The organism is Pseudomonas sp. SCT (assembly GCF_003864275.1).
Taxonomy (GTDB): Bacteria; Pseudomonadota; Gammaproteobacteria; order Pseudomonadales; family Pseudomonadaceae; genus Stutzerimonas; species Stutzerimonas stutzeri_AE.
Genome location: NZ_BDJA01000001.1, coordinates 209,511 through 234,429 on the forward strand (window position 1 = coordinate 209,511; position 24,919 = coordinate 234,429).

Consider the following 24,919-nt stretch of genomic DNA (forward strand, 5'->3'; position numbering starts at 1 on the left):
GGCGCGTGGCGCAAATGGCAGGATCGGCCCGTTCTGTGCGGGCGGAAGCTGAAACGGTCTCAGCTCGCTTCCGGCTTCGGCGCGTCCTGTTCGTCGGAAAGCATTTCGTCGTGCTCGGCCATCTTCCACGGCAAGCTCCCCGGCGAGATGTGCAGGAAGTGCAGATACTTCTCGAGCTGATCGAGTATGTCGCTAATGATGTCCGCCTGGTCGTATCCGTAGACGTCGTAATGCTGACCGCCGCGGCGCAGGAACACTTCGGCGCGGTAGTACTGCTCGTCGGTCTCCGGATCCTCGGTCAGCGCGAACGCTGGCATCGCGTAGCCGACCGCGCGGATCTCGTAGATGAAGTCCACCTGGTCGTCCTTGATGACCTCCAGGTAGAGCCGCGAATGGGCTTCATCGGTGTGCACTTCGGCAGCCCATTCCTGGCCGCTGAGTTCGCGCTGCACGCGGCGCATGGCTTTCAGCACCGTGGTGTTCATGAAGCCGTCGACCTCTTCCCGGCTGGGGAAGCTGACCATCCCAGCCAGGCGCTTCTTCCACAGCCCGGGTCCGGCGTTGCTCGCCAGCCGACTGCCCTGCATGTGGCTTTGCAGACTGGTTTCGTGGTGGCCTTCGATGACCAGTGCGCGCCACATGCCCAGCGCGGCGATCATCATGATGATCGCGAAGGGCAGCGCGCTGGCTATGGTCATGGTCTGCAGCGCGCTGAGGCCGCCGGCCAGGAGCAGGGCGGAGGCCACGATGCCCTCGATGCTGGCCCAGAACACTCGTTGCCATACTGGCGTGTGCAGCGCGCCGCCTGCGGCCAGCGAGTCGATCACCAGAGAGCCGGAGTCCGACGAGGTGACGAAAAAGGTGATGATCAGCACCACCGCGAGGAACGAGGCGATGGACGTCATCGGCAGCAGTTCGAACAGTTTGAACAGCGCGATGGCGTTGTCCGCCTGCACATCCGAGATCAGCGAGGTATAGCCCTCGACCATGATCATGTGCAGTGCGGTGTCGCCGAACACCGAGAACCAGAGGAAGGTGAAGATGGTCGGCACGAACATCACGCCAAACACGAACTGGCGAATGGTCCGGCCACGGCTGATCTTGGCGATGAACAGGCCGACGAAGGGCGACCAGGCGATGGTCCAGCCGAAGATGAACAGCGTCCAGTTGCCGATCCAGTCGCTGCGGCTGTAAGCCTGCAGGTTGAAGGTGCGCTCGATGATGTTGTTCAGGTAGCTGCCGGTGTTCTGCAGGAAGGTTTCGAGAATGAAGATGCTCGGCCCGACCAGAAACACGAAGAGCATCAGGCCGATCGCCAGGACCATGTTCAACAGCGAAAGGTTCTTCACACCCTTGTCCAGGCCGGCGACCACCGAGCAGATCGCCAGGCCGGTGATGATCGCGATGGCGATGATCTGCACGTTGATGCTGATCGGTATCGACGGCCAGAGGTAGTTGATGCCCGCGTTGATCTGGGTAACGGACAGACCCAGCGTGGTGGCAATACCGAACAGCGTGCCGAGAATGGCGAAGATGTCCACCACATGGCCAATCGGCCCGTGGATACGTTCGCCGATGATCGGATACAGCGCCGAGCGCATCGACAGCGGCAGACCGTGGCGGAACGAGAAGTAAGCCAGCACCAGACCGGTAAGGCCATAGATGGCCCAGATATGAAAGCCCCAGTGGAAGAAGGCAATCTGCATCGCCTGCTTGGCCGCGTCGACGGTTTCTCCAGCTCCGGCGGGTGGCGAGGCGTAGTGCAGCACGGGTTCGGCCACGCCGAAGAACAGCAGGGCGATGCCGTAGCCGGCGGAAAAGAGCATGGCGAACCAGGCCGGAAAGCTGTATTGCGGCTCGGCGTGATCCGGGCCCAGCTTGATGCTGCCCCAGGGCGTCATGGCGATGCCGACGATGAACACCAGGAAAAAGGCCACCGAGAGCATGTAGAACCAACCGAAGTTGGTGGTGATGAAAGCCAGCGTCGAGCTGAACACTTCACCGGCCAGTTCCGGATTGCTGATGGTTCCGATCACCAGCAGCAGTGTGACGATCACTGCTGGAATGAACACGGGGAACAGAATGATGGCCTTGGGCAATTTCCTAGCGGCGTCCATGGGCGGTCAGCCTCCGTTTGCGCGGGTGATGAGCGGGATGTACGCGGCGAAACCTCCGGATTGCCCGAACGCTGCCTTCTGGGTAGACGGCCAGAGGCACGGAATGATTCAGCGAAAAGATGCGATGGGTAGTCGATCGGGCCGGCGGTAGCCGCTAGAAGGCGGGTTGCAGCCCGTAGCGGCGCAGGATACGGGCGACCGTGCCGTCGGCGATCAGCGACTCCAGGGCCTGATTGAAGCGCTTGAACTCAGCTTCGCTCACCGCTGCACGAGAAAGCCCGATGGCATAGGACACCGCTTGCAGTTCGCCTGCCTCGTGGATATCCGCCAGCCGCTCCTGCTCGATCAGGTGCCAGGCCACGTCCTGGTTGACCACCGCCACGCCCTGCTCGCCGAAGCGTCCAGCCTGCAGCATGCGCATCAGCCGGCGGTTGTCCGATTCAAGAATGAGCTCCACATCGGCCACTTTCGTCAGATGCTGGCCCAGCACGAACGAGGTACCGGACGGCCCGTAGGCCGCCACGGTACGCCCGGCCAGATCCTCCGGGCGATGGAACACGAAGCGACTGGCCGAGCGCGCATAGACGCCATAGCGCGAGGTGACCAACATGCGGGTTAGGTGGAAGGCGCGTTCGCGTTCCGGCGAGCGGATCACAGTGAAGATGCCGTCCACCTCGCCGCCCTCGGCCAGCGCCAGTGCGCGGCGCCAGGGCAGCAGCTGGATCGGACAGTCGATTCGCAGCTGGGCGCATACCGCGCCAATGACGTCGACGAATGGGCCGGCAGGCGTATCAATTGGAGCAGTCGTCGCTGCGAAGGTGAACGGCGGGAAATCCTCGGTCACGAATCGCACTTGTTCGGCGTGGCTGTAGCCGACAGGCAGGGCGAGCGCCAGCAACATCGCAGTCCAGCGTACAGGCATGGTGATAGCTCCAGGGCGAGCGGCGACAGGTGCGGTCGCTTGTCCGTCATTGTTCCAGGCTAGCGCTTCGCTGGCGGCAACGCGACCCGGGCGTGGCAAACGCCTATGCGGTGCGGCTGAAATTGACGCCTTGAGCAGCGTCGAGGCGTGGCTAACGAGCGGCGCTGCGTGTTTGCTTGCGCCACTCCCATGGTGGCTGCTGTTCCGATTTGTGCAGGGACCAGATGCCACGCTTGAACTCCCTTGCGACAGCCTCGAGATCGAGCAGGGTACGGTCATTCAGCTGGCCGCGGTATGCCCACGCCGTGCCGGTCCTGACCATGTCGGAATTGACGTCGACGTCTCCTGCTCTGACGCGGGCCAGGGTTCGCCCCTGATCGTCGCGGCCCTTGATCGTGAGAAAGACATCCTTGCCGAATACATGGCTTGAAAGCGTTTGCCGGGCCTGGCTGCCGTACGGCTGTTTGAGATCGGGCGCGTCGATCTCCGCCATCCGCACCCTGAGCCTTTGGCCTTCGGCGGTGCGACAGCTGAAGGCGTTGCCATCAGCGATACCGATCACGCGACAGGTAATTACCTCGGCGCTGCCGGGCATCGTTGTGATGAGCAAGGCGGCGAACAGATAGCGCTGCATGATGGCGTCCGTGCGGTTCAAAGGCAGGCGAGGGTAACAGCGCACCTTTCCGTCAGACCGGAGCCAGGTCTCAGATGGCTCGCCTTGCTTCAACGAACGGGCAGGCGGTCACGTAGAGCGTTGCGGCGCCAGAGGAGAACAAATCGCAGGCAACAAAAAACCCGCACTAGGCGGGCTTCTTGTGGGCTTTCGGGTGATGCTGACACCACCTGAAAACGAAAGGTGGTGCCAGGGACGGAATCGAACTAATCGCTACAGGCCGCGTAGTTTCTGGCTTTATATGGTTCGCTGATTTGCCGATGCCCCCAAAAATGCCCCCAAAACGAAAAGTACCCCCGTTCTGGCTTCAATGGCTGGTTTCGGCGTGACGGTTCGTGGCCTGCTCCGGCCTGCTGTCAGGTGATCGGAATCTAAACCGATCTACTTTGGAAACCGTGGGGGCGTTTGATAGGCGTTGATTGTTTTTCGGCCTCACCCCTTGGGGCAACCTTGGGGTGCCTCCCCGTAATCACCCCGTCACCCTTACCGTGACCTTACCGTCTCGCCTTGCGGTGATCTTGGGGTTGCCTCGCCCTAATCTCGCCCCGTCCTACCGCTGCGGCTGGTCACCCTTGCCCTAACCTTGCCGTCCGCCTAACCCTGATATCACCCTTCGGCGTCGCGCGCGTACTGGTCACTAAACCGGCGTTCATGGGGTGTTTCCCCGAAACGGGGTAGTGCGTGAAAAGTGCGCGTGAGAAATGCGTACTTTCCGTGCGTACCAGCTTGCGAACTAACCACCGCATTGCCTGTTTTCTAATCTGAATTATGACGGCGCGAAAATCTGGCTCCCCCCTTCGTTCGGGCATTGCGCTTGCTCAGACTTTCAACCGGCCCTCCCCGTGGTCTTGGGTCCTCCCAAGGGGGCGCCCCCATTGCGGGTGATTCGTGCCGTGACCGTTCGCTATGTACGGCGCTGGCTGGCGGGTTGGTTGTTGTTTCGTTGTCTCTCTCCAGGCTTCGCAGGTCGCGCGCTGGTGCTGGGCAATAGGCCAACTTGCGCCGGTCGTTTCCGTGTGGCTGCTAATCGTTGCGGGCTTGCTGGCGGGGCTTCCAGCGGAAAGCGGAACCGGAAGCGGGTGCTGTCTGGAAAAGCCCGTATGAAGTGAAAAGGCGGGGCACGAATCACCCGTGATGGGTGCCGGGGTGGGGAAGAACCTAATGGGGGTGGGGTAGCGCCGTCCGTGGCGCCAGCGATCAAACCACGCGCAGCACGGGCGGTAGCTTCGGCCCGCAGGGGGCGCCGGGTGCGAATGGATCGGGTAGTGCGTCCTCTGGTGCGTGGTGGATGAAGTCGGCCATTGCCAGTAGGCAGGCTTGATACAGTGGCCCGCCATTGCCCCAGGCTGCGCCGTGCCCTGTCGTGCTGTCCTCCAGGCAGGCAATAAAGACCAGCGCCGTAATGTTGGTGTCGCCGTCGCGGATCGCTTGCGCTCGATGCGCTGGGTTCACGCTCAGCAGATCGCACAGCCGGTCAAAGCCAAGTGCCGCCGTGGTGCTGGTGCTTTGCAGGATGACGGCCCGGCCTATCCCGATCAGCGCCCGGTTCATACCTTCCAGCGATTCGGCTAGATGGTCGCTGGCTTGCTGCTCCAGGTCGGCAATGGCTGCGGCAGTGAATGGCAGAAAGGCTTTCAGTTTCGCGGCTTTGCGTCTCAGTGCGCGCCGCTCTTGGTGGATCGTTGCGCGCTCATGACAAAAAATGCGACATATCCGGCGCGTTGCGATTAGTTGCGCGCTCACGCTGGCGCCTGGCTTGTCGGCTATGTTGGCGAGGGTGCGAATCTGGCTGGCTTTCATGGGTTCGGCTCCTTTGGTGCGCCGTCTAGTTCGGCATCAGCCCAGCGCCAGCGAGCGGCGGCGATGGCTTCGGAATAGGTCATTGGCTGGCCAACCATGTAGCCAATCGGCTGGCCTGCTCTGGTGATCCTCCAGGCGGCGCGCTTCGGCTCGCTGGTGGCCTCTGGTTCGGTTGGTCGTGCTGGTGCGCTGGTCGGTTGCTGCGGATCGTTGGCAGCGGGTTGAACGGGTGCGGTAGCTGGTGCTGGTCGCGGATCGCTCGATAGCCCCAGGTGTTCGGCAAGCTGTGCAAGTGCGCTCATATCGCTTCCCTTTCGTGTTTTGCCGGGGTGACAAGGGTGACAAGGGTGACAAGCCCGAACGGCGCGGGTTGTAGCTGTCACCCGATGGTTTTGTGCCGGGGTGACAGGGGTGACAACTCACTGGTCTGTCACCTCTGTCACCCGTGTCACTTTTGCAGGGGTGACGGCTGCAAGCCCCGTGGCTCTAGGCTGTCACCCGTGTCACCTCTGTCACCCGTCGAAAATGCAAACTGCGATCAGGTTTCCGGCTCCAGCTTGGCCGGGTCTATGAAGTACAGCCGTTGCCGGCTTCCATCTGGCAGCCGCTTTAGCGCTTGATGCTTGCCGGTGTCTCGCTTGGCAATCGCTCCGACCGACTCCAGCGCCAGCACCACGCGCCCCAGGTCGTAACCCTTGGCGGCTTCCTCCAGGCCGGGGCGGTTGAACAGGTACAGGCGTCCGGTGGGGCTGTCCTCCCAATACCCGGCGCGGTCCCTGGCTTCGCCTTCGGGGTCATCGGCAGATGAAAAGCGGGTGTCACCGTGGCGGGCGATGAAGTCAGCGATGGCGCGCAATATCTGCCGATCCTCGCTTGGGCCTTGCCCCCGGCCTGCCCGCCATACCTCAAACAGCCCCAGCATTGCGTCGCGGGCGGCGCCAGTCGGAAGGGGGAGAATGCCAAAGCTAATAGCCAGTTCCCCCGCCATAGCCACTAGGGCGAAGCGTTCGGCAGCGCGGCTTTCCTGTCCGCTGGTGCTCGGGTACTGGTTGCAGAGTTGCGCCAGCAGCGCGGGCAAGTCGTCCTGCTCGCCAAGCTCCAGCAGCTTGCGGATGAACTGCGGCCCGGCGTGCCCGTAGTGGGTCACGCTGGCGCGCTGGATCGCGTCGGAGAACTCCCGGCCCCCGGTCATGCCGTGCAAGTTGTCCCAGGCTCCGAAGGCGCGGCGGGCGGGTATATCCAGCAGGCGGATCTCCTGCCCGGCTCGGCTGCGCTTGCCCCCTTCGGCCATCAGCGCCGATAGCCCCAGCTCACCGGATGAAAACAGCATGACGCGCCATCGCTTTGCAGCCCGTGCCGAACCGTTGCGGGTGGCTCTGGCCTTGCCGGTGCCGTTCGCCATTGCGTAGACCACGGCGCCTATCTCCCTTGGGTCGGCCTCGCCGATCTCATCCAGCGCCAGCAGCGTGTCATTGCGTTGGCTGGCGATACCTTCCAGGCCGTTGCCGGTAGCCCGCCAAGTGCGCTTGAAGTCCTCGCCGTGCCCCCATACCGAAGCCCCGGCCAGAATGGCGGAACTCTTGCCGGTGCTGGAATCGCCGACGATATGAAAGCCCCCGCCTTGCCGTTGGACGTGATACAGCAGCGGTCCCGCCAGTGATGCGCACACGCTCAGCACCAGCAGCGGGTTCCCCTCACACTTGGCGCCGATGCTGTCTTGCCAACCTTCCAGCGTTCCACCTTGGCGGTAATCGTCACCGTTGGCGGCTTCGCTCTGGAAGATCGCTTTGCCCTTGCCGATGTTCTGGCGCGGCATGATGAAAAGTTCGCGGGTGTGCCAGCCGGTAGACGTGGCCGCTATCACGCGGTCCTTTGGGTATTGCGCGGCGATGTACTGGCAGACCTTGGCGCGGCGCTGGTAATCCACGTCCAGGCCCATGCCCAGCAGAACGGACAGGATCGAATCGGGCTTGCCCGCCAATAGCTCGTTGGGCATTGCCCAGGTCAGTTCGCGGCGGTCGGCGTTGCGGAATCGCAGCAGGCGCCCGTAATCGCCGTCCTGGCCTTCGTTGCGGGTGACGGCTTCGACATGCAACGGCCCGCACAGCCATTCATCGAACGGCAGATACTCGCCGCTTTGCTTGTCCAGGCTTTGCCCGTGATACCAGACGCCGGGGCGCAGCTTCACGCCGTCCAGTGTGATGGTGTGTTCATACACCCGATAACAGGGGCGCTCGATGGCTGGCGCGACGGCTTCCGGCACAAGCGGGGTGACGATGGCTGCGCTCATTGTGCGGCCCTCCAGTTGGCTAGATCGTTGAAGTCGGAAAGCGCCAGCGGGGCATCGGCGGGGAAGGGTGGCAGCACCAGCCCACAGCCCAGCACGGCGGCGGCTTGAGTGGCTGCGGTGCGTCCGGGGTTGCCTTCGGTCTGGCGGTCGTCATCCCCCGCGATAATCAACGGGCTGTCCGGGTGGTGCCGTTGAAGCTGGCGCCCGACTTCCAGCAGGTTCCCCGCATTCATGGCGCAGGCCACGGCGGCGCCGGTTTCGTCATGGATGGTTGCCCCGGTTGCCCAGCCTTCGCAGACATACAGAGGCTGGCCTGGCTCCAGTACGCCAATAGGCGAATAGGCGCCCTTCACCCTTCCACCAGATAGGAAGCGCTTACTGCCATCCGCTGCGATGCGTTGCAGGTTGCACAGGTAGCCATCGGCGTACAGCGGCACCAGCAGAACGTCACCACGTTGGCGCAGGCGATGCGGGGCAATGCGCTTGCGGGTCAGGTAGGGGTGTCCGGGCGCAGCCGGTTGGGCATCGCTCCATAGCGTGCCCGCATAGCTGGCTGTCGCAATCTGGCGCCGGGTCTGGTCCGCTTCGCGCTGCTCTCTGGCGTGCTCGACGCGCTGGCGGATCAATTCGGCCTCCATCGGGTCGGCTGGTTTGCGGCTGCTCCAGGTGCTCGAACCTCCTGCCTTCCAGCTACCGAACGCACCCGACGCGATGCCGTCCAGGTGTAGGACGTACCAGCCGTTAAGCGTGCCGGGATTGTCGTCTGGCACGCGGAAACGGTGAATGGTGCCGTCTGCTACTGGCAGCCAATCCAGCGCCCCGAACGTGGCTTGCAGGGCGTCGCGGAAGGCCAGTTCGGCTTTCTCCAGGCAAGCCGATCCCCTCGGCGCACGGGCGCCGTTTTGAATGGTCATGGTTTAGCCCTCTGCGGACGGGTTTGGTGCGGCGGCCTTGCGGCTATGTTGTTCGTCCACCGCGCCGTTCGTGGTATCGACCAGCCGGCTGGACAGCTTGCCCAGCGAGTTAATCAGCCAGCCGATGTTGCGGGCGGTGTCCTTCTCCAGTTCGCCAGCGTCGGCGGTGAAGGCCAGCAGCTCGCCAATTGCGGCGATTCCTAGCGTCAGGTTCAGAACCTCGCAATCGGCGGTGCGCTCGACGGCTTCGAGCTTGTCATCCGAGTAATCGTTAAGAACCATCGGATCGGGCAGCAGGTGTCCCCAGCAAACAGGCTTCATTGCACACCCCCTACGGTTTCCAGGGAGCGGGCGCGGGCCATCGCTTCGTTGTAGCGGCGCAGACGGACGGACAGGGACGAATCAGCGCGCAGCGCGGCGAAGGCGCGGGCCTTCCAGGCAGCGGCATGGGTGGACGGATTGCGGGTGGTTTGCATGGGTGGTGCTCCAACTTGAGTAACGGAGCTGCCAGGAACCGTCGCCAAACGGTTAAGGGTGGCAGCCGTGCGCAGGTTGGCGAACCGGGCAAGTTGGCACCCGGCAGACCTTTCGGTCTCCCGCGCACGGCCACCATAGAGCGGCATTGCGAGCACAAAAAATGCGCCAGCAATGGTCTTGGGGCGCACGTGCGCCAACTTGAAGTTCAGGTCGCCAAACCCGGCCACGGGATTGACCGTGACGGGCGAACCATAGCGCCGCTGGTGCTGGCTGGCAAGGCAGGGAAGGGGCGTCGAGGCAGTCATGCGGCGGCCCTCCCTGCTTCGGGGTTGGTTCGCAGGTAGTACAGGGCAATGCCGCTGTGGTTGCGCCCGTGGTCGTCAATCAAGGTGATGCGCTGGGTTTCGATAGGGTAGCCCGCTTCGCGCAACTCCTTGATGCGTGCGGCCGGCATCAGGATGTTTAGCTCTCGACGTGCCGTGATGGTGTCGACGGGGCCAGCCTTCAGCCTGGCGAGCAAGCGGGCGCGCTGCGCTTCGGTGCTGGTACTATGGCCTGGCGTTTTCTTGGGGCTGGCCTGTTGGTCGGCCTTTTTTGTGTCGGCCATTTATGCAGCCTCCCCACGTTGGGCGGCGAGCGAATCGCACCATTGCAAAATTTCCGATTCGATCCAGGCAACGGACTTCGGACCAAGGGTGACTTGAGCCGGGAAAGTTCCGGCAGCAATGCGCCGGTAAATTTCGGATGTGGAAAGGCTGGTGTAGTCCTTTACCTTGGCCAGCTTGATAAAGCGGCGGGGAAGTTGGGTGGGGTTGATATGTGCGGCCATCGTTTAAGCCCTCCAGGGCAGTGCAAAGCGTTGTCAGGAATCAACGGTTGCAATGCTGTCGAGCTAGGCGCTATGTCAGAAAGAGCTGACATAGCGTCATGTCGCTATGTCATGGTTGTTGTCAGGACTTCGGCAAGCCGTCCGGTTTTATTGCAGCAGCCAATTCCGCGAGTTTTCGCGCATTCTCGCCTGTTCGTGCTGCCAGAAAGTTCTGAACCGTTTTCTGTATGCCGTATGGGGCTGGCTTCGTAATGTCATGCCCCTGCCAAAATTCAACGGCGGCGTCTCGCATGGCTTCTAAATGTTTTGTCGAATATGGAAAGATTAGGCCGTCGATGGCATTAGATAGTTGGTAGGCAGGATCGCCTTCTATGTATCGCTGGTGTGCCTCCCTCGCCGCAAGCTCTTCATCGGCCTTCTGCGCATAATAAGCGGCTTCGATTTCTTGGCGCAGGCTGCTGGCATCGGCCTCTGCTTGCATTGCGCGGAGTTCCGCAGCTTCTCGTGCATCTCGCTCTTGCTCCAGTTGGCAGCGCAAAGCAATCAATTCGCTCTGGCTCGAAAGGTTCTCGCCATCCCCCAACATGCCAGCTAGTGACTCGATGTCTCGTGGTTGGAAAATTGGGCCTCGCTTCCAGACAGGCAACTCCCCCATCCATTCGGTTTCCGTGCTGCCAACAATGTCGCCCTTGGTTAATAGAGATGACGACCAGCCGGAGCCGAAAGCGTCCATTGGGTTCGTTACGAGATGTATGCCTATGGCTATCGCCTGATCAAAACTTTCCCACGTGCGTCCTGAAACGCCATCCACATCTGCATATGCTCGACACTGCTGAGCTTCGCAGAGCTGTAACAACAGGCGCTCGGTAACTTGGGTCTTGGTTAGCGACTCCAGGTATTCAATCGCTTGGGCCATGTCTAACCAATAAAGCAGCCGGTATACCTTCTCCATAATTGCGCCCTCCCAGGCGCTCCCATCCTGAATAAATCGGCTGGTCAGGCGGGTGGGAAATCCGCTTTTCGCTCCGTCGAGCTAGGCCAGCCAAAAACCGTTAAGCCTTGCGCTTGATGCTCACCACGTTTGTGCCGCCACATTGCGCGTCTATCGAATCTGCCCAGGCTTGCATCATTTCCCGGCGCTGCTCCAGGTAAGTGGCGTGGTTGTAAGTGTCGCGGATTTCGTCGTTGTCGCCGTGGGCTAGCTGGCGTTCGATCCAGTCGCGGTTATAGCCGCGTCCGTTCAGTTCGGTACTCAGCAGGTGGCGGAAGCCGTGGCCGGTCTGGCGGCCTTCGTAGCCCATCAGGCGCAGCGCCTTGTTAATCGTGTTCTCTGACATTGGCCGGTCGGGGTTCTGCTGGCCTGCAAACACTAGCGGGTAATCGCCCGTGATTTCCTTGAGCTGGCGCAGGATGGCAACGGCCTGGCGGGGCAGGGGCACCACATGCGGGCGGCGGGCTTTCATGCGCGCTTTCGGAATGGTCCAGGTGGCGCCGTCCAGATCGAACTCGGACCACGGCGCCTGGCGCAGCTCACCAGGGCGAACGGCGGTCAGCACCAGCAAGCGGATGGCGCAGCGGGTCAGAGTGTTTAGATTGGTGACTTCTAGGATTTCCAGCAGCCCCGGCAGCTCATCGAAAGCAACGTGCGGATGGTGGCGGGTGGCTTTCGGCGGTGCGGCTACCACGTCCAGATCGGTGGCCGGGTTGGCTTCGACTACGCCACTCGCCAGCCCGAAGCGGAATATCTGGTGTAGCCATTGGCGAATCTTGCCAGCGGCGTTCAGCGTGCCCCGCGCTTCGACCTTGCGCACCAGCTCGACCAGCTCCGGGCGGGTGATGGCTTTAACCGGGCGCGCACCGATGCCGGGGATCAGGTCGTTTTCCATGTACAGCTTCGCCTTGTAGGCGGTGCTTTCGGCCCAGCGTGGCGCGTTGTAGGCGTACCACTCCCGCGCCAGCGTCTCGAATGTCACGCCATCGGCCCGTTGCGCTTGTTTGGCGGCTTTTTTCTCTGCGCTGGGGTCTGCCCCTTGGGCCAGCAGCTCGCGTGCGTCTGTGCGGCGCTGGCGGGCTTGCTGTAGAGACACGGCAGGGTAAGCGCCCAAGGCCAGCCGCTTTTCCTTTCCATCGAAACGGTACTTGAGGCGCCACAGCTTCGAGCCGTTGGGCGTCACCTCCAGATATAGTCCTTGGCCGTCCGTCAGCTTGTAGGGGCTGTCCTTGGGCTTGGCTACCTTGATCGCGCTGTCCGTCAGCGGCGTGGCTTTCCTTGGCATGGGGCGCACCTCGTAGGGGCATAAATTCGACCGAACTCGAATGCCCCCAAGAATGCCCCTAAAAATTCGGGCTTACAAGGGAAGGGTAGGGAATTGCAGGCAACAAAAAACCCGCACGGGGCGGGCTTCTTGTGGGCTTTCGGGTGGTGCTGACACCACCTGAAAACGAAAGGTGGTGCCCAGGGACGGAATCGAACCGCCGACACGGGGATTTTCAATCCCCTGCTCTACCGACTGAGCTACCTGGGCAACGGGGCGCTATTAGACGGATTTGCCTTTTGCCTGTCAAGCGCGCGCCGGAAAAATATTTAATCCGGACGGGCGCTTAGCGCAGCCGAAGGTCATTCACTCGGCGGTACGTAGCCTTCGGCCTTGGCGTAATCCTCGCCGGAGAAGAACTTGTCCATCTCGCCCTGAAGGAACTTGCGGTCCTCGGCGTTCATCATGTTCAGCCGGCGCTCGTTGATCAGCATGGTCTGGTGCTTTTGCCAATCGTCCCAGGCCTGCCTGGAGATGTTGTTGTAGATGTCTTCGCCTTTCTGGCCGGGGAATGGCGGGCGCTCGAGGCCGGGGAGTTCTTCGTTGTACTTGCGGCAATTCACGGTGCGGGTCATGGGTTTTCTCCTGCATGCAATTCAGCGGCGGCGCGCTTGAGCAGTGTCTTTACCGGCGCGGCGAGGCCGAGGCGCGGCGGGGTGGCGAGGTTATACCAGAGCCAGTCGGCCTCGGCCACGGCGTCAGGCGCGGACTTGACCCTGATCAGCCAGGGCTCGATAGCCAATTGGAAATGGCTGAAGGTGTGGGTCAGTCCGGGCAGCTCGCGGCGCTCTTCCAGCTGCAGCGCATGCCGTTCGGCCAGCGGATCGAGGGCGGCGAGGTCGTCCAGTTCCGGCAGGCTCCAGAGTCCGCCCCACAGGCCAGTGGATGGGCGCCGGTAGAGCAGGATGGCGCCGTCGCGATTGGCCAGCAGCGGCATCAGCGTGCGCTTCTGCGGCAGCGCCTTGCGTGGTTTGGGCACTGGAAAGTCGGTTTCGCGCCCGAGCAGATGGGCGCGGCAGCCGTCCTTGAGCGGGCAGAGCAGGCAGCTTGGGCGGCTGCGCGTGCACAGCGTGGCGCCGAGATCCATCATCGCCTGGGTGTAATGGTTGACGCGCTGCTGCGGGGTGAAGCGCTCGGCCACCTCCCACAGCTGGCGGGCCACTTTCGGCTCGCCGGGATAGCCTTGCTGGGCGACGTAGCGGGCCAGCACGCGCTTGACATTGCCGTCGAGGATCGGTGCCCTCAGGCCCAGGCTGATGCTGGCAATGGCGCCGGCCGTGGAGCGGCCAATTCCAGGCAGTTCGGCGAGTTTGTCGACGTCGGCCGGAAACACGCCGCCATGTTCGACGACGATCAGCTTGGCGGTCTTGTGCAGATTGCGTGCGCGGCTGTAGTAGCCGAGGCCGGTCCAAAGGTGCAGGACTTCATCTTCCTCGGCGGCGGCAAGCGCCTCGACGCTGGGCAGCGCGTCCATGAAACGGTCGAAATAGCCGAGCACGGTGCTGACCTGGGTCTGCTGCAGCATGATCTCCGACACCCACACCCGGTACGGCGTGATGCCCTGCTGCCAGGGCAGATCCTTGCGGCCGTGACTGTCGAACCAGTCGAGGACCGCTGTGCCGAACTGCTCCGGACTCATCGCTTGAACAGGCCCTTGAGCGCGTCCTTGAGTTCCGGGCTGACCTTGTCGCCGAGCTTCTCTTCGATCTTCTCGTTGAGTTTTTCCCCAGCCAGCCGCGCCGCGACCTTGCCTAGCGCGTCGTTGTCGAAGCGGCAGGCCTTGGCGCCCAGCTCCAGCGGGCCGCGGCAGCGCAGCGGCCATTCGATGCCGACGTAGCGCTCGTTGACCTGGCAGGCCGGGTCCGGCATGGCGCCCTTGTCGCCTTCGATGAGGATGCCGACGCGGTAGTCCATGCCCAGCACGCGCAGGTCGACATCGCCCTTGCCGTTGACGGTCAGGCCGGGAATGCTGGCCTTGAGGTCGGGGTTGCTGGCCACGCCGTTGCGTAGCGTCAGGTTGCCCTTGAGTTCGCGGAACGGCGTGTCCTTGCTGCGTGGGTCGCTGGCGAGTGGCTTGCGATTGAGCGTGGCGATGGCGCGGCACAGCTGCTGCTCGAGGTTGGCATCGACCAGCACACCGTTGTCGATGATGAAGCCGACCTTGCCGTTGAGGTTGTCGATCCAGGCCTTCTCGCTGTTGCCCTGGGTGCGCAGGTCGGCATCCAGGTTGAGCAGCCCCTTGACCACCACGTCCTCGCCCTGGCTTTCCAGCAGGCGCTCGACCGGCACGCCATTGAAGCGGTTCTGCACGGTCAGCAATGGCAGTGCCGGGCGTACGTCGAGACTGGCCGAGCCATCCAGGCGACCGCCATACAGGCCGGCGCGCATTTCCTGCAGGGTCAGCAAGCCGTTGCGGGTGCGTGCCTTGAGATTGAAGCCGTCCAGCGGGATTTTCATCGCGGTCAGGCTGCCGATGGCCAGGTTGACCTCGGTATCGAGCTTGCGCAGTTGCTCTAGCGGCAACACGGTCGCATCGCTCCAGGCCTGCTGGGTTGGCGCGTTGGGCAGTGGTGTGGTGCCGCTGCCGATTGCGCTGGCCTGGGTGCTCTTGACCTCGCTCTTGCGCGCTGCCTCGGCCGCCTGCTCCTTGCTCGGCGGCGGCAGGTAGCGATCCAGATTGAAGCGGTCGCCCTTGAGGTCGACGCGCAGCGCCTGGCGGGCGAAGTCGCTGACGGCGAGGCGGCCGGTGAAGGTGCTGTCGTCGAGTTTCAGGGTCAGCTCTTCCAGCGCGATGCTGTTCGGCGTGCCGCTCAGGCGGCTGACCAGTTCGGCTTTGCTCAGCGTTGCGCCATCGGCCATTGCCGGCAGTTTCTGGCCGGTGCCCTGGAGGAATTCGCGCAGGTTGAACTGCGCGACGGTCAGCGCGCCACTGATCTTCGCTTCCTTGTCCAGATCACGCGCCTTCAGTTCGCCCAGGCCGCGCAACTGGTTGGCGGTGAACTTGAGGCTGTTCCATTCGGCAATCTGCGCGGCAAGGTCGACCAGCAGCTGGCCCTGGGCGCTGAAGGTCAGCGTCTGGCCTTGCAGCGGTTCGCCGGAAGCCTCGCCGGACAGGCGCATGTCTTCGAACTGATAGCGTTTGAGCTGGTTGTCGAAGCGCAGCGCGCCCTGCAGTTCGGTACGTGCACGCATGACCGGTTGATTGCTGCCAAAGAAGGCGTTGAGCTTGACCGGGATCGAGCTGCCTTCGCGAATGGCGCCGGTCGTCAGCTCGATGCTTTCGGCGCTGTATTGCTGGCCGGTCTTGGCGTCGTGGTAGGTGACCCGCGCGTCGCTGACGGTCAGGCTGTCGATATCCAGCGTCAGCGGCTTGTTGCGCGAAGCTGGCGCTTGGTCGGCCTGTTCTGGGCTTGGCTCGCTGGCCTTCGGGGTTTGCGCGGGCTGCTCTGGTTGTTTGGCCGGCTGGCCGACGCCCTCCCAATTGCCGCGACCCTTTTCATCACGGTTCAGCGTCAGGTTGAGGCCGTTCACCTTGATATCGCTCATCTGCACTTCGCGGCTGAGCAGCGGCATTACTCGCACCGACAGGCCGAGCATGCGCAGGTCGGCGAAAGGCTGCTCCGGTGTCTGGGCGCTGGCCAGGGTGGTCTCGTGCAGCTCCAGACCGAGCCAGGGGAACAGGCTCCAGCCGATGTCGCCCTTGATGTCCAGTTCGAGGCCGGCTTTGCTGCGCGCCAGATCGCGGATCTCGTCCTTGTAGTCGTTGGGATCGAACAGGTGAGTCAGGGCGAAGCCTGCCGCCACCAGGATCAGCAACAGCCCGAGAAAGACCAGACCCAGGATTTTGCCGAGCGATTTCATGGACGAGTCCTTGTAGAAGAGCGATCTGAAAGGTGCCGAGTATAGCCCCGTGCCTGCGCTTGTCGGGAACGCGGTCGGCGTTGGAGTGGCATAAGGGGTGCGGGTTCCGCAGCTGGCCGCCGTACAGGGCAGCTGCGCCCTGTGGCAGTGAATCAGGCCGAGCGCGACGGTTGTGGTGCAGTCATGGGCAGTTAGAGCGAATCCAGCGGCAAATGGGTGCGCGCCGCCAGGGCGCTGGCTTCCAGATGCCCTGCAGGCGCGGCCAGGCGCAGTGGCTTGCCGGCTTCGCTGGCCTGACGCTGGGTTTCTTCCAGCAGGCGGCGACCGACGCCGCGTTTGCGGGTGACTTTGCGTACACACAGATGCGACAGGCGCCAGGCATCGTCGCCGCGCCGCAGCAGGGCGGCGCCGAGCAGACGGTCATTGAAGCGACCGGCGATCAGGCTGCCATCGGCCAGCGCTGCCTCGATCAGCGCTTCGGCGCTGGTATAGGGCGTCAGCAGCCATTCGGGTGCATCGGCGTAGATTTTCGCCAGATCGGTTAAATCCTGCGGGCTGGGCTGGGTGACGGATTCGACGTAGACGGGCATGGCGACCTTGCGACGGCTGAGCGGAATTGCGGCAAGGATACGCCGAACCGCCGCCAGCGCACGAGACGGCGGCGGTGGGCGCATGCGCTCAGTGCAGGCGATGGCGCTCGTGGAGGAAGCTCAGCACCGCACGGCGGTAGTGGTTGTACTCGGGGTCGTCGGCCAGGGCGATGCGGTCGCGCGGGCGCGGCAGCTTCACCTCGAGAATTTCGCCGATGGTCGCCGAGGGGCCATTGGTCATCATCACGATGCGGTCGGAGAGCAGCACGGCTTCGTCGACATCGTGGGTGATCATCATCATGGTGTTGCCCAGATCCTTCTGGATCTTCATCACCTCGTCCTGCAGGTGCGCGCGGGTCAGTGCATCGAGGGCGCCGAACGGCTCGTCGAGCAGCAGCACCTTGGGCTTCATCGCCAGCGCGCGGGCAATGCCGACACGTTGCTTCATGCCGCCGGAGATTTCCTGCGGATACTTGTTCAGCGCGTGGCTCATGTTCACCAGCGCCAGGTTGTGCTCGATCCACTCGCGTCGCTCGCGCTTGTTCATGCTGCGCTTGAACAGCTTGTTCACCGCCACTTCGACGTTCTCGTAGACGGTCAGCCAGGGCAGCAGCGAATGGTTCTGGAACACCATGCTGCGATCCGGGCCGGGGCCGCGGACTTCCTTACCGTCGAGGATCACGCCACCGAGGCTGGGGTCGAGCAGGCCGGCGACGATGTTCAGCACCGTCGACTTGCCGCAGCCGGAGTGGCCGATGATGGAGATGAACTCGCCCTTGGCGATGTTCAGGTTGATGTCCTTGAGCACCTGCGAGGCGAGGTTGCCGCGCACGAAACTCTTGTCCAGGTGTTCGATGGAGAGATAGCTCATGGCGTTGCTCCTCAGTTGGCCGGAATGCCGCGGGTGATGCGCTGGCCGACGAAGGCCACCAGGCGATCGAGCACGAAGCCGACCACGCCGATGTAGACGAGCGCGAGGATGATGTCGCTGATGCGCGAGGCGTTCCACGCATCCCAGATGAAGAAGCCGATGCCGACGCCGCCGATGAGCATTTCCGCGGCGATGATCGCCAGCCACGACAGGCCGACGCCGATGCGCAGTCCGGTGAAGATGTACGGCGCGGCGGCCGGCAGCATGATGGTCTTGAAGTACTCGAAACCGTTGAGCTGCAGCACCTGGGCGACGTTGCGGTAGTCCTGCGGGATGTTGCGGATGCCCACCGCGGTATTGATGATGATCGGCCAGATCGCGGTGATGAAGATGACGAACAGCGCCGAGGGATGGCTGTCCTGAAAGCCCGCCAGCGACAGCGGCAGCCAGGCCAGTGGCGGCACGGTGCGCAGCACCTGGAAGATCGGATCGAGGCCGCGCATGGCCCAGTCCGACTGGCCGATCAGCACGCCAAGGCCGACCCCGGCGACCACCGCCAGCATATAACCCACCGCAACCCGCTGCAGGCTCGCCAGCAGCTGCCAGGCCAGGCCCACGTCATTGCCGCCGTTGTCGTAGAACGGATCGATGATCAGCTCCCAGGTTTCCGCGACCACCTGCGAGGGCGGCGGCAGCGCGGCGTCCGCGCCGGAGCAGAGCATTTCCCAGATCACGCCGAGCACCAGCAGGATCACCAGCGGTGGCACCAGCTGTTGCACCGCGTAGCGGCCGCTGCGCCGAGCCAGTGCGGCGAGCCGGGAAGGGCGGACGATGGATACCGGCTCGGCGCTGGCGGACTGCAGTTTGACGTTGGCATTCATGGGCTTTTCCTCGCGGGTTGCGGTTATCAGGCCATGGCCTTGATGGTCAGGCTGTCCAGATAGGCTTGCGGGTTCTCCGGGTCGAACACCTTGCCGTCGAAGAACTTCTCCACGCCGCGGGAGGTGGAGGTCGGGATCAGCTCGGCGGGCAGGTTCAGCTCGCCGGCAGCGGCGCGCCAGATGTCTTCGCGGTTGACCTTGGCGATCAGCGCCTGGCTGTCGAAGTCGCTTGGCAGGTAACCCCAGCGCTTGTTCTCGGTAAGGAACCAGAGGTCGTGGCTCTGGAAGGGGTAGGAGGCGTGGTCGTCCCAGTAGCGCATCTGCTCGGGGTGGTTCTCGATGACCTTGCCGGTGCCGTAGGCGAAGTTGCCCTTCATGCGGTCGACGATGTCCTTGTAGGGCGCGCCGATCCACTTGCGCTGCGAGCAGATCTTCGCCACTTCTTCCTTGTTCTCCGGTTTCTCGCAGAACTGCTGGGCCTCCATGATCGCCATGGTCAGCGCCTTGGCCGCGTTGGGGTTGGCCGCCACGTAGTCGCTGCGCAGGGCGAAGGCCTTCTCCGGATGGTTGTGCCACAGCTCGCCGGTGGTGTTGGCGGTGTAGCCGATCTTCTGGTTGATCAGCTGGGCGTTCCACGGCTCGCATACGCAGAAGGTGTCCATGCTGCCCACCTTCATGTTGGCAACCATCTGCGCCGGCGGCACGACGATGGTGTTGATATCGGCGTTCGGGTCGATGCCGCCGGCCGCCAGCCAGTAGCGCATCCACAGATCATGGGTGCCGCCGGGGAAGGTCATCGCCGCACTGACTTTCTTGCCGCTGGCCTTCTTCGCTTCCAGCGCGGCCTTGAACGGCGTGCTGTCGAGGCCGATCTTCAGGTCGCGATATTCCTCGCCGACCGAAATGCACTGACCAGACAGGTTCAGCCGCGCCAGGATCGACATGGCCACCGGCTGGTTGTTCGGCGTGACGATGCCGGCGCTGATCAGGTAGGGCATCGGCGTGAGGATATGCGCGCCGTCGATGCCGTTCTTCGCCGAACCGAGCACCAGGTTGTCGCGGGTGGTGCCCCAGGACGACTGCTTGAGCACCTCGACTTCGGTCATTCCGTACTTGGCGAAAAAGCCCTTCTCGGCGGCGACGAACAACGGTGCGGCGTCGGTCAGGGCGATGAAGCCGAGCTTGGCCTTGCTGGTTTCCACGTCACCGCCCGCCGCCCAGGCGGCCGAACGCATGCCCAGGGACATGCCGCCGAACAGGGCGACGCCGCTGGCGGCGATGATCGAATGCTTGAGAAAGCTGCGGCGCGAGGCCAGCGTTACGCTGCTGGGCTGGTCGTTGTTCGGCTTGTCGGTCATGGTCGGGTTTTCCTTTGGGCGAAAAAAAACGGCGCCACACCGCCCGGCTGGAGCCGGAGAGCGTGGACACCGTTGTCCTGATGAGGAGTTGTGAAGCCGAAAGATCCGGCCTTGCCTGAGCTTTGCGAAAGCTGTGCCAGAAGTGCTCCGGCGGCACCGGGCGGGTGCGGTCGCGGCATCGAATCACCCGATGGCTTCCATCAAATCAAGCACTTGCGGTGGCGCCGCAGACCGAGCGCGCCCGGCTCGGTGATTGGCTTGCTTGAGATGAACTGCGCTTGGCGATCCTGCGGGGCTGGCGGCGCATGCACATCCGCGGGGCAGGCATGCTGTGCTGATGGTGCGGCGTGCCTGTTTTCAGTGCCTGGAACGATGGCCCAGGGTACGGGCCGGGGCGCGCTCGGCGGGCTGTGCCAGTGCCAGCAGTCGCTGGGCGACCTCCTCCAGGCGCAGGCCCTGATTCATTGCCGCCTGGCGCAGCCAGCTGTAGGCCTCGCCCTCGGAGAAGCCCTGCTGGCGCATCAGCTGCTGCTTGGCGCGCTCGACCTGCTTGCGCTCGTCCAGCGCCTGACGCGCCTCACGCAACTCTTCATTGAGACCCTGCAGGCGCACGCTCTGGGTTAGCAAGAGTTCCAGGGTCGAGCGCGCCACCATCGCGGTCATGCCGTCCGGCGGCGGCGCGTCGAGATCGCTGGCCTGCACACTGAACAGCTTGGCCTGCTCGGCAGCGGCGTGCATGTCGGCGATGCCATCGAGCAGCTTGCGATGGCTCTGCAGATCCTTGCGGATGCGCTCGATGCTGTAGCGGCACTGTTGCAACAGGTCCTGCTCCAAGCGCGTTTCGACCTGCTTCATCGCGTCGATGCGGTGCGTGTGCAGCTCGAACCAGAGCTCGCACAGCTGCGGTTCGACTGCCGCGCCCGGGCTGGTGCGGCGGGCGATGTCACGCAGGCGGCAGGCGTTGATGTTCGTCTCGCTGGCACACAGCGCTTGCCATAGCGCCTGCGCTGCCGGGCTGGCGAAGCGGCTGAAGGTGGCGAAGCAGCGCTCCTGGCCTTCGAGCAGGTGCTCCAGGCGCTCCAGCATATCCGCGCGGAAATAGCCGCTGGCGAAGCCGACCACGCCGAGCGCACGCTCCTGGCCGGCCAGTTCCTTGCCCTGCATGAAATTGAACAGCGCCACCAGGCAGCGGGTGATATCCGGATCGGCCGCGGTGTCGGCCGCCTCGAACACCACTGACAGCAGCCCACCGATCAGCCGTACCAGTGTCGCCGTCGCGTCCTGCATGCTGATGGCGTGCTCGCGGATGCGCCGGCGCAGCGCCGGCAGCTCGTCGAGGCTGTGCAGGGCATAGGCGATGCGGGTGAACAGGCGGGTCTTGTCGGCGCTGCTGACGGCGTCCAGATCGATGCGATCCAGATCCAGGCGCACCTCGCGCTCCAGCGCCTCGGCTTCCAGGCTGAGCACGTCCAGCTGCTGACGCTGATGTGGCGCGTTACCGCTGAGGTAGATGTTCGAGTAGCCGCGCTCTTTCTGCAGCGCATGCACCAACTGGCTGATGCGGGTGACCAGTTCGCAGGTGCGCGCCAAGTCTTCCAGGCCGAGCAGTTCGCTGCGCCGGGACGCCAGCATGAAGCGCAGGGTCGCAGGCATTTTCCGTCCGTGCATGGGCGGCACCTCCGCGGGTTGACGCGCAGGTTCCTGCAAGATGCAGTCCAGCGCGCCCTGCGCGTATCCGCACTGCGGCGTTTGCGCCTATAATGTGCCCCTTTTCGCCCACGATCAGCGGAGCTGTTGATGTCCGAACGTACGGCTTACGTAGAGCGCAATACCCTGGAAACCCAGGTCAAGGTCACCATCAATCTGGATGGCACCGGCAAGGCGCGCTTCGCCATCGGCGTGCCCTTCCTGGAGCACATGCTTGACCAGATCGCCCGTCACGGGCTGATCGACCTGGATATCGAATGCAACGGCGACCTGCACATCGATGACCACCACACCGTCGAGGACGTCGGCATCACCCTCGGCCAGGCCTTCACCAAGGCCATCGGCGACAAGAAGGGCATGACCCGCTACGGGCATTCCTACGTCCCGCTGGACGAGGCGCTGTCGCGCGTGGTGATCGACTTCTCCGGGCGCCCGGGGCTGACCATGAACGTGCCTTACACCCGCGCGGTGGTCGGCAAGTTCGACGTCGACCTGTTCCAGGAATTCTTCCAGGGCTTCGTCAATCACGCCCTGGTGACCCTGCACATCGACAACCTGCGCGGCATCAACACCCACCACCAGATCGAAACCGTGTTCAAGGCCTTCGGTCGCGCCCTGCGCATGGCCGTCGAGCTCGATCCGCGCATGGCCGGGCAAATGCCTTCCACCAAAGGGTGCCTGTAATGCAGACCGTTGCCGTCATCGACTACGGCATGGGCAATCTGCATTCGGTAGCCAAGGCGCTGGAGCACGTCGGCGCTGGCCGCGTGCTGATCACCAGCGATGCGCAGGTCATCCGTGAGGCCGACCGCGTGGTGTTTCCCGGCGTCGGCGCGATTCGCGACTGCATGGCAGAGATTCGCCGGCTGGGCTTCGATGAACTGGTTCGCGAAGTCAGCCAGGACCGCCCATTTCTCGGTATCTGCGTCGGCATGCAGGCGCTGATGGAGCGCAGCGAGGAGAACGAAGGTGTCGATTGCATCGGTCTGTTCCCCGGCCAGGTGCGCTTCTTCGGCAAGGACCTGCACGAGGACGGCGAGCATCTGAAGGTGCCGCACATGGGCTGGAACGAGGTCAAACAGGTGGTCGACCACCCGCTCTGGCACGCGATCCCGGACAACGGCCGCTTCTACTTCGTGCACAGCTACTACATCGAGGCCGGCAATCCGCGCCAGGTGGTCGGTCGCGGCCATTACGGCATGGACTTCGCCGCCGCACTGGCCGATGGCTCGCGCTTCGCCGTGCAGTTCCACCCGGAGAAGAGCCACACCCACGGCCTGCAGCTGCTGCAGAACTTCGCCGCCTGGGATGGCCGCTGGTAAATGAGCCGGGCCAAGCTCAAGCCGCCGGTCCTGACGCTGGATGCCGCTCAGGAGCAGGCGGCGCAACAGGTCATCAAGCGCTTTCTGCAAGAGCGCTTCGAACTCGAGCTGGGCTCGTTCGAGGCGCAGGAAGTGCTCGATCTGTTCGCCCGGGAAATCGCGCCGCTGTATTACAACAAGGCGATCTTCGACGTGCAGACGCACCTGAAGGAAAGGTTCGAAAGCATCGAAAGCGACTTGTGGGCGCTCGAGAAGAGCTGACCCTTAACCGACACTTGATTTGAACAGGTTCAAGCCATGCTGATTATCCCCGCTATCGATCTCAAGGACGGCGCCTGCGTGCGTCTGCGCCAGGGCCTGATGGACGACGCCACGGTGTTCTCAGATGACCCGGTGGCCATGGCCGCCAAGTGGGTCGAGGCCGGCTGCCGTCGTCTGCACCTGGTCGACCTCAACGGCGCCTTCGAAGGCCAGCCGGTCAACGGCGAAGTGGTCACGGCAATCGCCAAGCGTTATCCGAACCTGCCGATCCAGATCGGTGGCGGCATCCGTACCCTGGAAACCATCGAGCACTACGTGCGCGCTGGCGTCAGCTACGTGATCATCGGCACCAAGGCGGTTAAAGAGCCTGAGTTCGTCACCGAGGCCTGCCGCGCCTTTCCGGCCAAGGTCATCGTCGGCCTGGATGCAAAGGACGGTTTCGTCGCCACCGATGGCTGGGCCGAAGTCTCCAGCGTGCAGGCGGTGGATCTGGCGCGCCGCTTCGAGGCCGATGGCGTCTCGGCCATCGTCTACACCGACATCGCCAAGGACGGCATGATGCAGGGCTGCAACGTCGAGGCCACCGTGGCGCTGGCCAACGCCAGTCGCATCCCGGTGATCGCGTCCGGCGGCATCCACAACATCGGTGATATCCAGAAGCTGCTCGATACCAACACGCCCGGCATCGTCGGCGCTATCACCGGTCGCGCGATTTACGAAGGCACGCTGGACGTCGCCGAGGCGCAGGCGCTCTGCGACCTGAAGTACAAGGACGAGTGATTCGAACTGCGGTGGATCGGTGAAGCGCGATCCACCCTACACGCTACCTGCAGCTTGAAGCCTGCGGTTTGAAGAAGCCGCTTTCGGAGAACGCCATGGCCCTGGCCAAACGCATCATTCCCTGCCTCGACGTGGACAACGGCCGCGTGGTCAAGGGCGTCCAGTTCGAGAACATCCGCGACGCCGGCGACCCGGTGGAAATCGCCCGTCGCTACGACGAGCAGGGCGCCGACGAGATCACCTTTCTCGACATCACCGCCAGCGTCGACAACCGCGATACCACGCTGCACACCGTCGAGCGCATGGCCAGCCAGGTATTCATCCCGCTGACCGTGGGCGGCGGCGTGCGCAGCGTGCAGGACATCCGCAACCTGCTCAATGCGGGCGCCGACAAGGTCTCGATCAACACCGCCGCGGTGTTCAACCCGGACTTCGTTGGCGAGGCCGCGGACCGTTTCGGCTCACAGTGCATAGTCGTCGCCATCGATGCGAAGAAGGTCTCCGCGCCGGGTGAGCCGGGACGCTGGGAAATCTTCACCCATGGCGGCCGCAAGCCCACCGGCCTGGATGCGGTGGCCTGGGCGAAGAAGATGGAAGACCTCGGCGCCGGCGAAATCCTGCTGACCAGCATGGATCAGGACGGCGTGAAGAGCGGCTACGACCTCGGCGTAACCCGTGCCATCAGCGAGGCGCTGTGCATTCCGGTGATCGCCTCCGGTGGCGTCGGCAACCTGCAGCACCTCGCCGATGGCATTCTCGAAGGCAAGGCCGATGCGGTGCTTGCCGCCAGCATCTTCCACTTCGGCGAATACACCATCCCGGAAGCCAAGGCCTACCTGGCCGCCCGCGGCATCGTGATGCGTTGATCTCAGCCAGTAGATGAACAAGGCTTAATGCTCGATACAAGGAACCGTCCGCGGCTGTTGCGGACAGGCAATCAGGAGATTTCAC

At 63.4% G+C, this 24,919-nt stretch carries 26 protein-coding genes and 1 tRNA gene; 5 read left to right on the forward strand and 22 right to left on the reverse strand.

Annotated elements, in window-relative coordinates; all coding sequences use genetic code 11:
- Positions 1-59 precede the first annotated feature (59 nt).
- The 22 genes from BHD08_RS01050 to BHD08_RS01155 all read right to left on the reverse strand — a co-directional run bounded on the left by BHD08_RS01050 (position 60) and on the right by BHD08_RS01155 (position 21,566).
- On the reverse strand, positions 60-2,117 hold the full coding sequence (locus BHD08_RS01050) for a BCCT family transporter (RefSeq protein ID WP_125020514.1): 2,058 nt from the start codon (positions 2,115-2,117) through the stop codon (positions 60-62).
- Between the two features lie 154 nt (positions 2,118-2,271).
- A complete protein-coding gene (locus tag BHD08_RS01055; protein ID WP_125020515.1) occupies positions 2,272-3,039 on the reverse strand; it encodes an ABC transporter substrate-binding protein in 768 nt (255 codons plus the stop codon).
- Positions 3,040-3,190: 151 nt separating this feature from the next.
- Positions 3,191-3,673: a thermonuclease family protein gene (locus BHD08_RS01060; protein ID WP_125020516.1), complete on the reverse strand. Its 483-nt coding sequence runs from the start codon at positions 3,671-3,673 to the stop codon at positions 3,191-3,193.
- Between the two features lie 1,236 nt (positions 3,674-4,909).
- Positions 4,910-5,512: a hypothetical protein gene (locus BHD08_RS01065; RefSeq protein WP_125020517.1), complete on the reverse strand. Its 603-nt coding sequence runs from the start codon at positions 5,510-5,512 to the stop codon at positions 4,910-4,912.
- Positions 5,509-5,814: a hypothetical protein gene (locus BHD08_RS01070; RefSeq protein ID WP_125020518.1), complete on the reverse strand. Its 306-nt coding sequence runs from the start codon at positions 5,812-5,814 to the stop codon at positions 5,509-5,511. The genes BHD08_RS01065 and BHD08_RS01070 overlap by 4 nt, the downstream gene beginning before the upstream one ends.
- Before the next feature lie 236 nt (positions 5,815-6,050).
- Entirely contained in the window at positions 6,051-7,802 is a 1,752-nt protein-coding gene (locus tag BHD08_RS01075; protein ID WP_125020519.1) for a DUF927 domain-containing protein, read from the reverse strand.
- Positions 7,799-8,716: a toprim domain-containing protein gene (locus BHD08_RS01080; protein ID WP_125020520.1), complete on the reverse strand. Its 918-nt coding sequence runs from the start codon at positions 8,714-8,716 to the stop codon at positions 7,799-7,801. The genes BHD08_RS01075 and BHD08_RS01080 overlap by 4 nt, the downstream gene beginning before the upstream one ends.
- Before the next feature lie 3 nt (positions 8,717-8,719).
- The gene (locus BHD08_RS01085) at positions 8,720-9,037 is read right to left on the reverse strand and encodes a hypothetical protein (RefSeq protein WP_125020521.1); all 318 of its coding nucleotides are present in this window, start codon (positions 9,035-9,037) and stop codon (positions 8,720-8,722) included.
- Positions 9,034-9,498 carry a hypothetical protein gene (locus BHD08_RS01090; RefSeq protein ID WP_125020522.1) on the reverse strand — a complete coding sequence of 155 codons (465 nt, stop codon included), beginning with the start codon at positions 9,496-9,498 and terminating at the stop codon, positions 9,034-9,036. Before BHD08_RS01090 ends, BHD08_RS01085 begins: the two co-directional genes overlap by 4 nt.
- Positions 9,495-9,800, reverse strand: coding sequence for a helix-turn-helix domain-containing protein (locus tag BHD08_RS01095; protein ID WP_125020523.1), 306 nt, complete (start codon positions 9,798-9,800; stop codon positions 9,495-9,497). The genes BHD08_RS01090 and BHD08_RS01095 overlap by 4 nt, the downstream gene beginning before the upstream one ends.
- Entirely contained in the window at positions 9,801-10,022 is a 222-nt protein-coding gene (locus BHD08_RS01100; protein WP_125020524.1) for an AlpA family transcriptional regulator, read from the reverse strand. It abuts the gene before it with no gap.
- Between the two features lie 121 nt (positions 10,023-10,143).
- On the reverse strand, positions 10,144-10,974 hold the full coding sequence (locus BHD08_RS01105) for a hypothetical protein (RefSeq protein WP_125020525.1): 831 nt from the start codon (positions 10,972-10,974) through the stop codon (positions 10,144-10,146).
- Positions 10,975-11,074: 100 nt separating this feature from the next.
- Complete coding sequence (locus BHD08_RS01110) at positions 11,075-12,298, reverse strand: integrase arm-type DNA-binding domain-containing protein (protein WP_125020526.1); 1,224 nt, start codon at positions 12,296-12,298, stop codon at positions 11,075-11,077.
- A 173-nt stretch (positions 12,299-12,471) separates the two neighbouring features.
- Positions 12,472-12,547, reverse strand: a tRNA-Phe gene (locus tag BHD08_RS01115).
- A gap of 92 nt (positions 12,548-12,639) precedes the next feature.
- On the reverse strand, positions 12,640-12,912 hold the full coding sequence (locus tag BHD08_RS01120; RefSeq protein WP_017244178.1) for an oxidative damage protection protein: 273 nt from the start codon (positions 12,910-12,912) through the stop codon (positions 12,640-12,642).
- On the reverse strand, positions 12,909-13,976 hold the full coding sequence (mutY, locus tag BHD08_RS01125) for an A/G-specific adenine glycosylase (protein ID WP_015275165.1): 1,068 nt from the start codon (positions 13,974-13,976) through the stop codon (positions 12,909-12,911). Before mutY ends, BHD08_RS01120 begins: the two co-directional genes overlap by 4 nt.
- Positions 13,973-16,198, reverse strand: a complete 2,226-nt coding sequence (locus BHD08_RS01130; protein ID WP_015275166.1) for an AsmA family protein — start codon at positions 16,196-16,198, stop codon at positions 13,973-13,975. Before BHD08_RS01130 ends, mutY begins: the two co-directional genes overlap by 4 nt.
- Before the next feature lie 191 nt (positions 16,199-16,389).
- Positions 16,390-16,788 carry an aspartate 1-decarboxylase autocleavage activator PanM gene (panM, locus tag BHD08_RS01135; protein WP_125020945.1) on the reverse strand — a complete coding sequence of 133 codons (399 nt, stop codon included), beginning with the start codon at positions 16,786-16,788 and terminating at the stop codon, positions 16,390-16,392.
- A gap of 88 nt (positions 16,789-16,876) precedes the next feature.
- Positions 16,877-17,659: an ABC transporter ATP-binding protein gene (locus BHD08_RS01140; protein ID WP_038655938.1), complete on the reverse strand. Its 783-nt coding sequence runs from the start codon at positions 17,657-17,659 to the stop codon at positions 16,877-16,879.
- A gap of 11 nt (positions 17,660-17,670) precedes the next feature.
- Entirely contained in the window at positions 17,671-18,540 is an 870-nt protein-coding gene (gene ntrB / locus BHD08_RS01145) for a nitrate ABC transporter permease (protein ID WP_125020527.1), read from the reverse strand.
- 26 nt (positions 18,541-18,566) lie between these two features.
- A complete protein-coding gene (locus tag BHD08_RS01150; RefSeq protein ID WP_125020528.1) occupies positions 18,567-19,898 on the reverse strand; it encodes a CmpA/NrtA family ABC transporter substrate-binding protein in 1,332 nt (443 codons plus the stop codon).
- A 357-nt stretch (positions 19,899-20,255) separates the two neighbouring features.
- Positions 20,256-21,566, reverse strand: a complete 1,311-nt coding sequence (locus tag BHD08_RS01155; RefSeq protein ID WP_125020529.1) for a nitrate regulatory protein — start codon at positions 21,564-21,566, stop codon at positions 20,256-20,258.
- A 129-nt stretch (positions 21,567-21,695) separates the two neighbouring features.
- Here BHD08_RS01155 and hisB point away from each other — a divergent pair, with 129 nt between their 5' ends.
- The 5 genes from hisB (at position 21,696) to hisF (ending at position 24,834) form a co-directional block, all read left to right on the forward strand.
- Positions 21,696-22,289, forward strand: coding sequence for an imidazoleglycerol-phosphate dehydratase HisB (hisB, locus tag BHD08_RS01160; RefSeq protein ID WP_003282885.1), 594 nt, complete (start codon positions 21,696-21,698; stop codon positions 22,287-22,289).
- Positions 22,289-22,927 (forward strand): imidazole glycerol phosphate synthase subunit HisH, encoded by a 639-nt coding sequence (gene hisH / locus BHD08_RS01165; RefSeq protein WP_125020530.1) that lies wholly within the window; start codon positions 22,289-22,291, stop codon positions 22,925-22,927. The genes hisB and hisH overlap by 1 nt, the downstream gene beginning before the upstream one ends.
- The gene (locus tag BHD08_RS01170) at positions 22,928-23,188 is read left to right on the forward strand and encodes a DUF2164 domain-containing protein (protein WP_125020531.1); all 261 of its coding nucleotides are present in this window, start codon (positions 22,928-22,930) and stop codon (positions 23,186-23,188) included. It abuts the gene before it with no gap.
- A gap of 36 nt (positions 23,189-23,224) precedes the next feature.
- The gene (gene hisA / locus BHD08_RS01175) at positions 23,225-23,968 is read left to right on the forward strand and encodes a 1-(5-phosphoribosyl)-5-[(5-phosphoribosylamino)methylideneamino]imidazole-4-carboxamide isomerase (RefSeq protein WP_125020532.1); all 744 of its coding nucleotides are present in this window, start codon (positions 23,225-23,227) and stop codon (positions 23,966-23,968) included.
- Between the two features lie 95 nt (positions 23,969-24,063).
- Complete coding sequence (hisF, locus tag BHD08_RS01180) at positions 24,064-24,834, forward strand: imidazole glycerol phosphate synthase subunit HisF (RefSeq protein WP_014818634.1); 771 nt, start codon at positions 24,064-24,066, stop codon at positions 24,832-24,834.
- Positions 24,835-24,919 lie beyond the last annotated feature (85 nt).

Coding starts and splice junctions, on each gene's coding strand:
- BHD08_RS01075 (WP_125020519.1), bottom strand. CDS start 7,802: ATGAGCGCAGCCATCGTCACCCCGCTTGTGCCGGAAGCCGTCGCGCCA.
- ntrB (WP_125020527.1), bottom strand. CDS start 18,540: ATGAATGCCAACGTCAAACTGCAGTCCGCCAGCGCCGAGCCGGTATCC.
- BHD08_RS01055 (WP_125020515.1), bottom strand. CDS start 3,039: ATGCCTGTACGCTGGACTGCGATGTTGCTGGCGCTCGCCCTGCCTGTC.
- BHD08_RS01120 (WP_017244178.1), bottom strand. CDS start 12,912: ATGACCCGCACCGTGAATTGCCGCAAGTACAACGAAGAACTCCCCGGC.
- hisF (WP_014818634.1), top strand. CDS start 24,064: ATGGCCCTGGCCAAACGCATCATTCCCTGCCTCGACGTGGACAACGGC.
- BHD08_RS01080 (WP_125020520.1), bottom strand. CDS start 8,716: ATGACCATTCAAAACGGCGCCCGTGCGCCGAGGGGATCGGCTTGCCTG.
- BHD08_RS01060 (WP_125020516.1), bottom strand. CDS start 3,673: ATGCAGCGCTATCTGTTCGCCGCCTTGCTCATCACAACGATGCCCGGC.
- hisH (WP_125020530.1), top strand. CDS start 22,289: ATGCAGACCGTTGCCGTCATCGACTACGGCATGGGCAATCTGCATTCG.
- BHD08_RS01095 (WP_125020523.1), bottom strand. CDS start 9,800: ATGGCCGACACAAAAAAGGCCGACCAACAGGCCAGCCCCAAGAAAACG.
- BHD08_RS01050 (WP_125020514.1), bottom strand. CDS start 2,117: ATGGACGCCGCTAGGAAATTGCCCAAGGCCATCATTCTGTTCCCCGTG.
- BHD08_RS01100 (WP_125020524.1), bottom strand. CDS start 10,022: ATGGCCGCACATATCAACCCCACCCAACTTCCCCGCCGCTTTATCAAG.
- BHD08_RS01090 (WP_125020522.1), bottom strand. CDS start 9,498: ATGACTGCCTCGACGCCCCTTCCCTGCCTTGCCAGCCAGCACCAGCGG.
- BHD08_RS01130 (WP_015275166.1), bottom strand. CDS start 16,198: ATGAAATCGCTCGGCAAAATCCTGGGTCTGGTCTTTCTCGGGCTGTTG.
- BHD08_RS01155 (WP_125020529.1), bottom strand. CDS start 21,566: ATGCACGGACGGAAAATGCCTGCGACCCTGCGCTTCATGCTGGCGTCC.
- BHD08_RS01170 (WP_125020531.1), top strand. CDS start 22,928: ATGAGCCGGGCCAAGCTCAAGCCGCCGGTCCTGACGCTGGATGCCGCT.
- BHD08_RS01065 (WP_125020517.1), bottom strand. CDS start 5,512: ATGAAAGCCAGCCAGATTCGCACCCTCGCCAACATAGCCGACAAGCCA.
- BHD08_RS01070 (WP_125020518.1), bottom strand. CDS start 5,814: ATGAGCGCACTTGCACAGCTTGCCGAACACCTGGGGCTATCGAGCGAT.
- BHD08_RS01110 (WP_125020526.1), bottom strand. CDS start 12,298: ATGCCAAGGAAAGCCACGCCGCTGACGGACAGCGCGATCAAGGTAGCC.
- BHD08_RS01105 (WP_125020525.1), bottom strand. CDS start 10,974: ATGGAGAAGGTATACCGGCTGCTTTATTGGTTAGACATGGCCCAAGCG.
- panM (WP_125020945.1), bottom strand. CDS start 16,788: ATGCCCGTCTACGTCGAATCCGTCACCCAGCCCAGCCCGCAGGATTTA.
- BHD08_RS01140 (WP_038655938.1), bottom strand. CDS start 17,659: ATGAGCTATCTCTCCATCGAACACCTGGACAAGAGTTTCGTGCGCGGC.
- hisA (WP_125020532.1), top strand. CDS start 23,225: ATGCTGATTATCCCCGCTATCGATCTCAAGGACGGCGCCTGCGTGCGT.
- hisB (WP_003282885.1), top strand. CDS start 21,696: ATGTCCGAACGTACGGCTTACGTAGAGCGCAATACCCTGGAAACCCAG.
- mutY (WP_015275165.1), bottom strand. CDS start 13,976: ATGAGTCCGGAGCAGTTCGGCACAGCGGTCCTCGACTGGTTCGACAGT.
- BHD08_RS01085 (WP_125020521.1), bottom strand. CDS start 9,037: ATGAAGCCTGTTTGCTGGGGACACCTGCTGCCCGATCCGATGGTTCTT.
- BHD08_RS01150 (WP_125020528.1), bottom strand. CDS start 19,898: ATGACCGACAAGCCGAACAACGACCAGCCCAGCAGCGTAACGCTGGCC.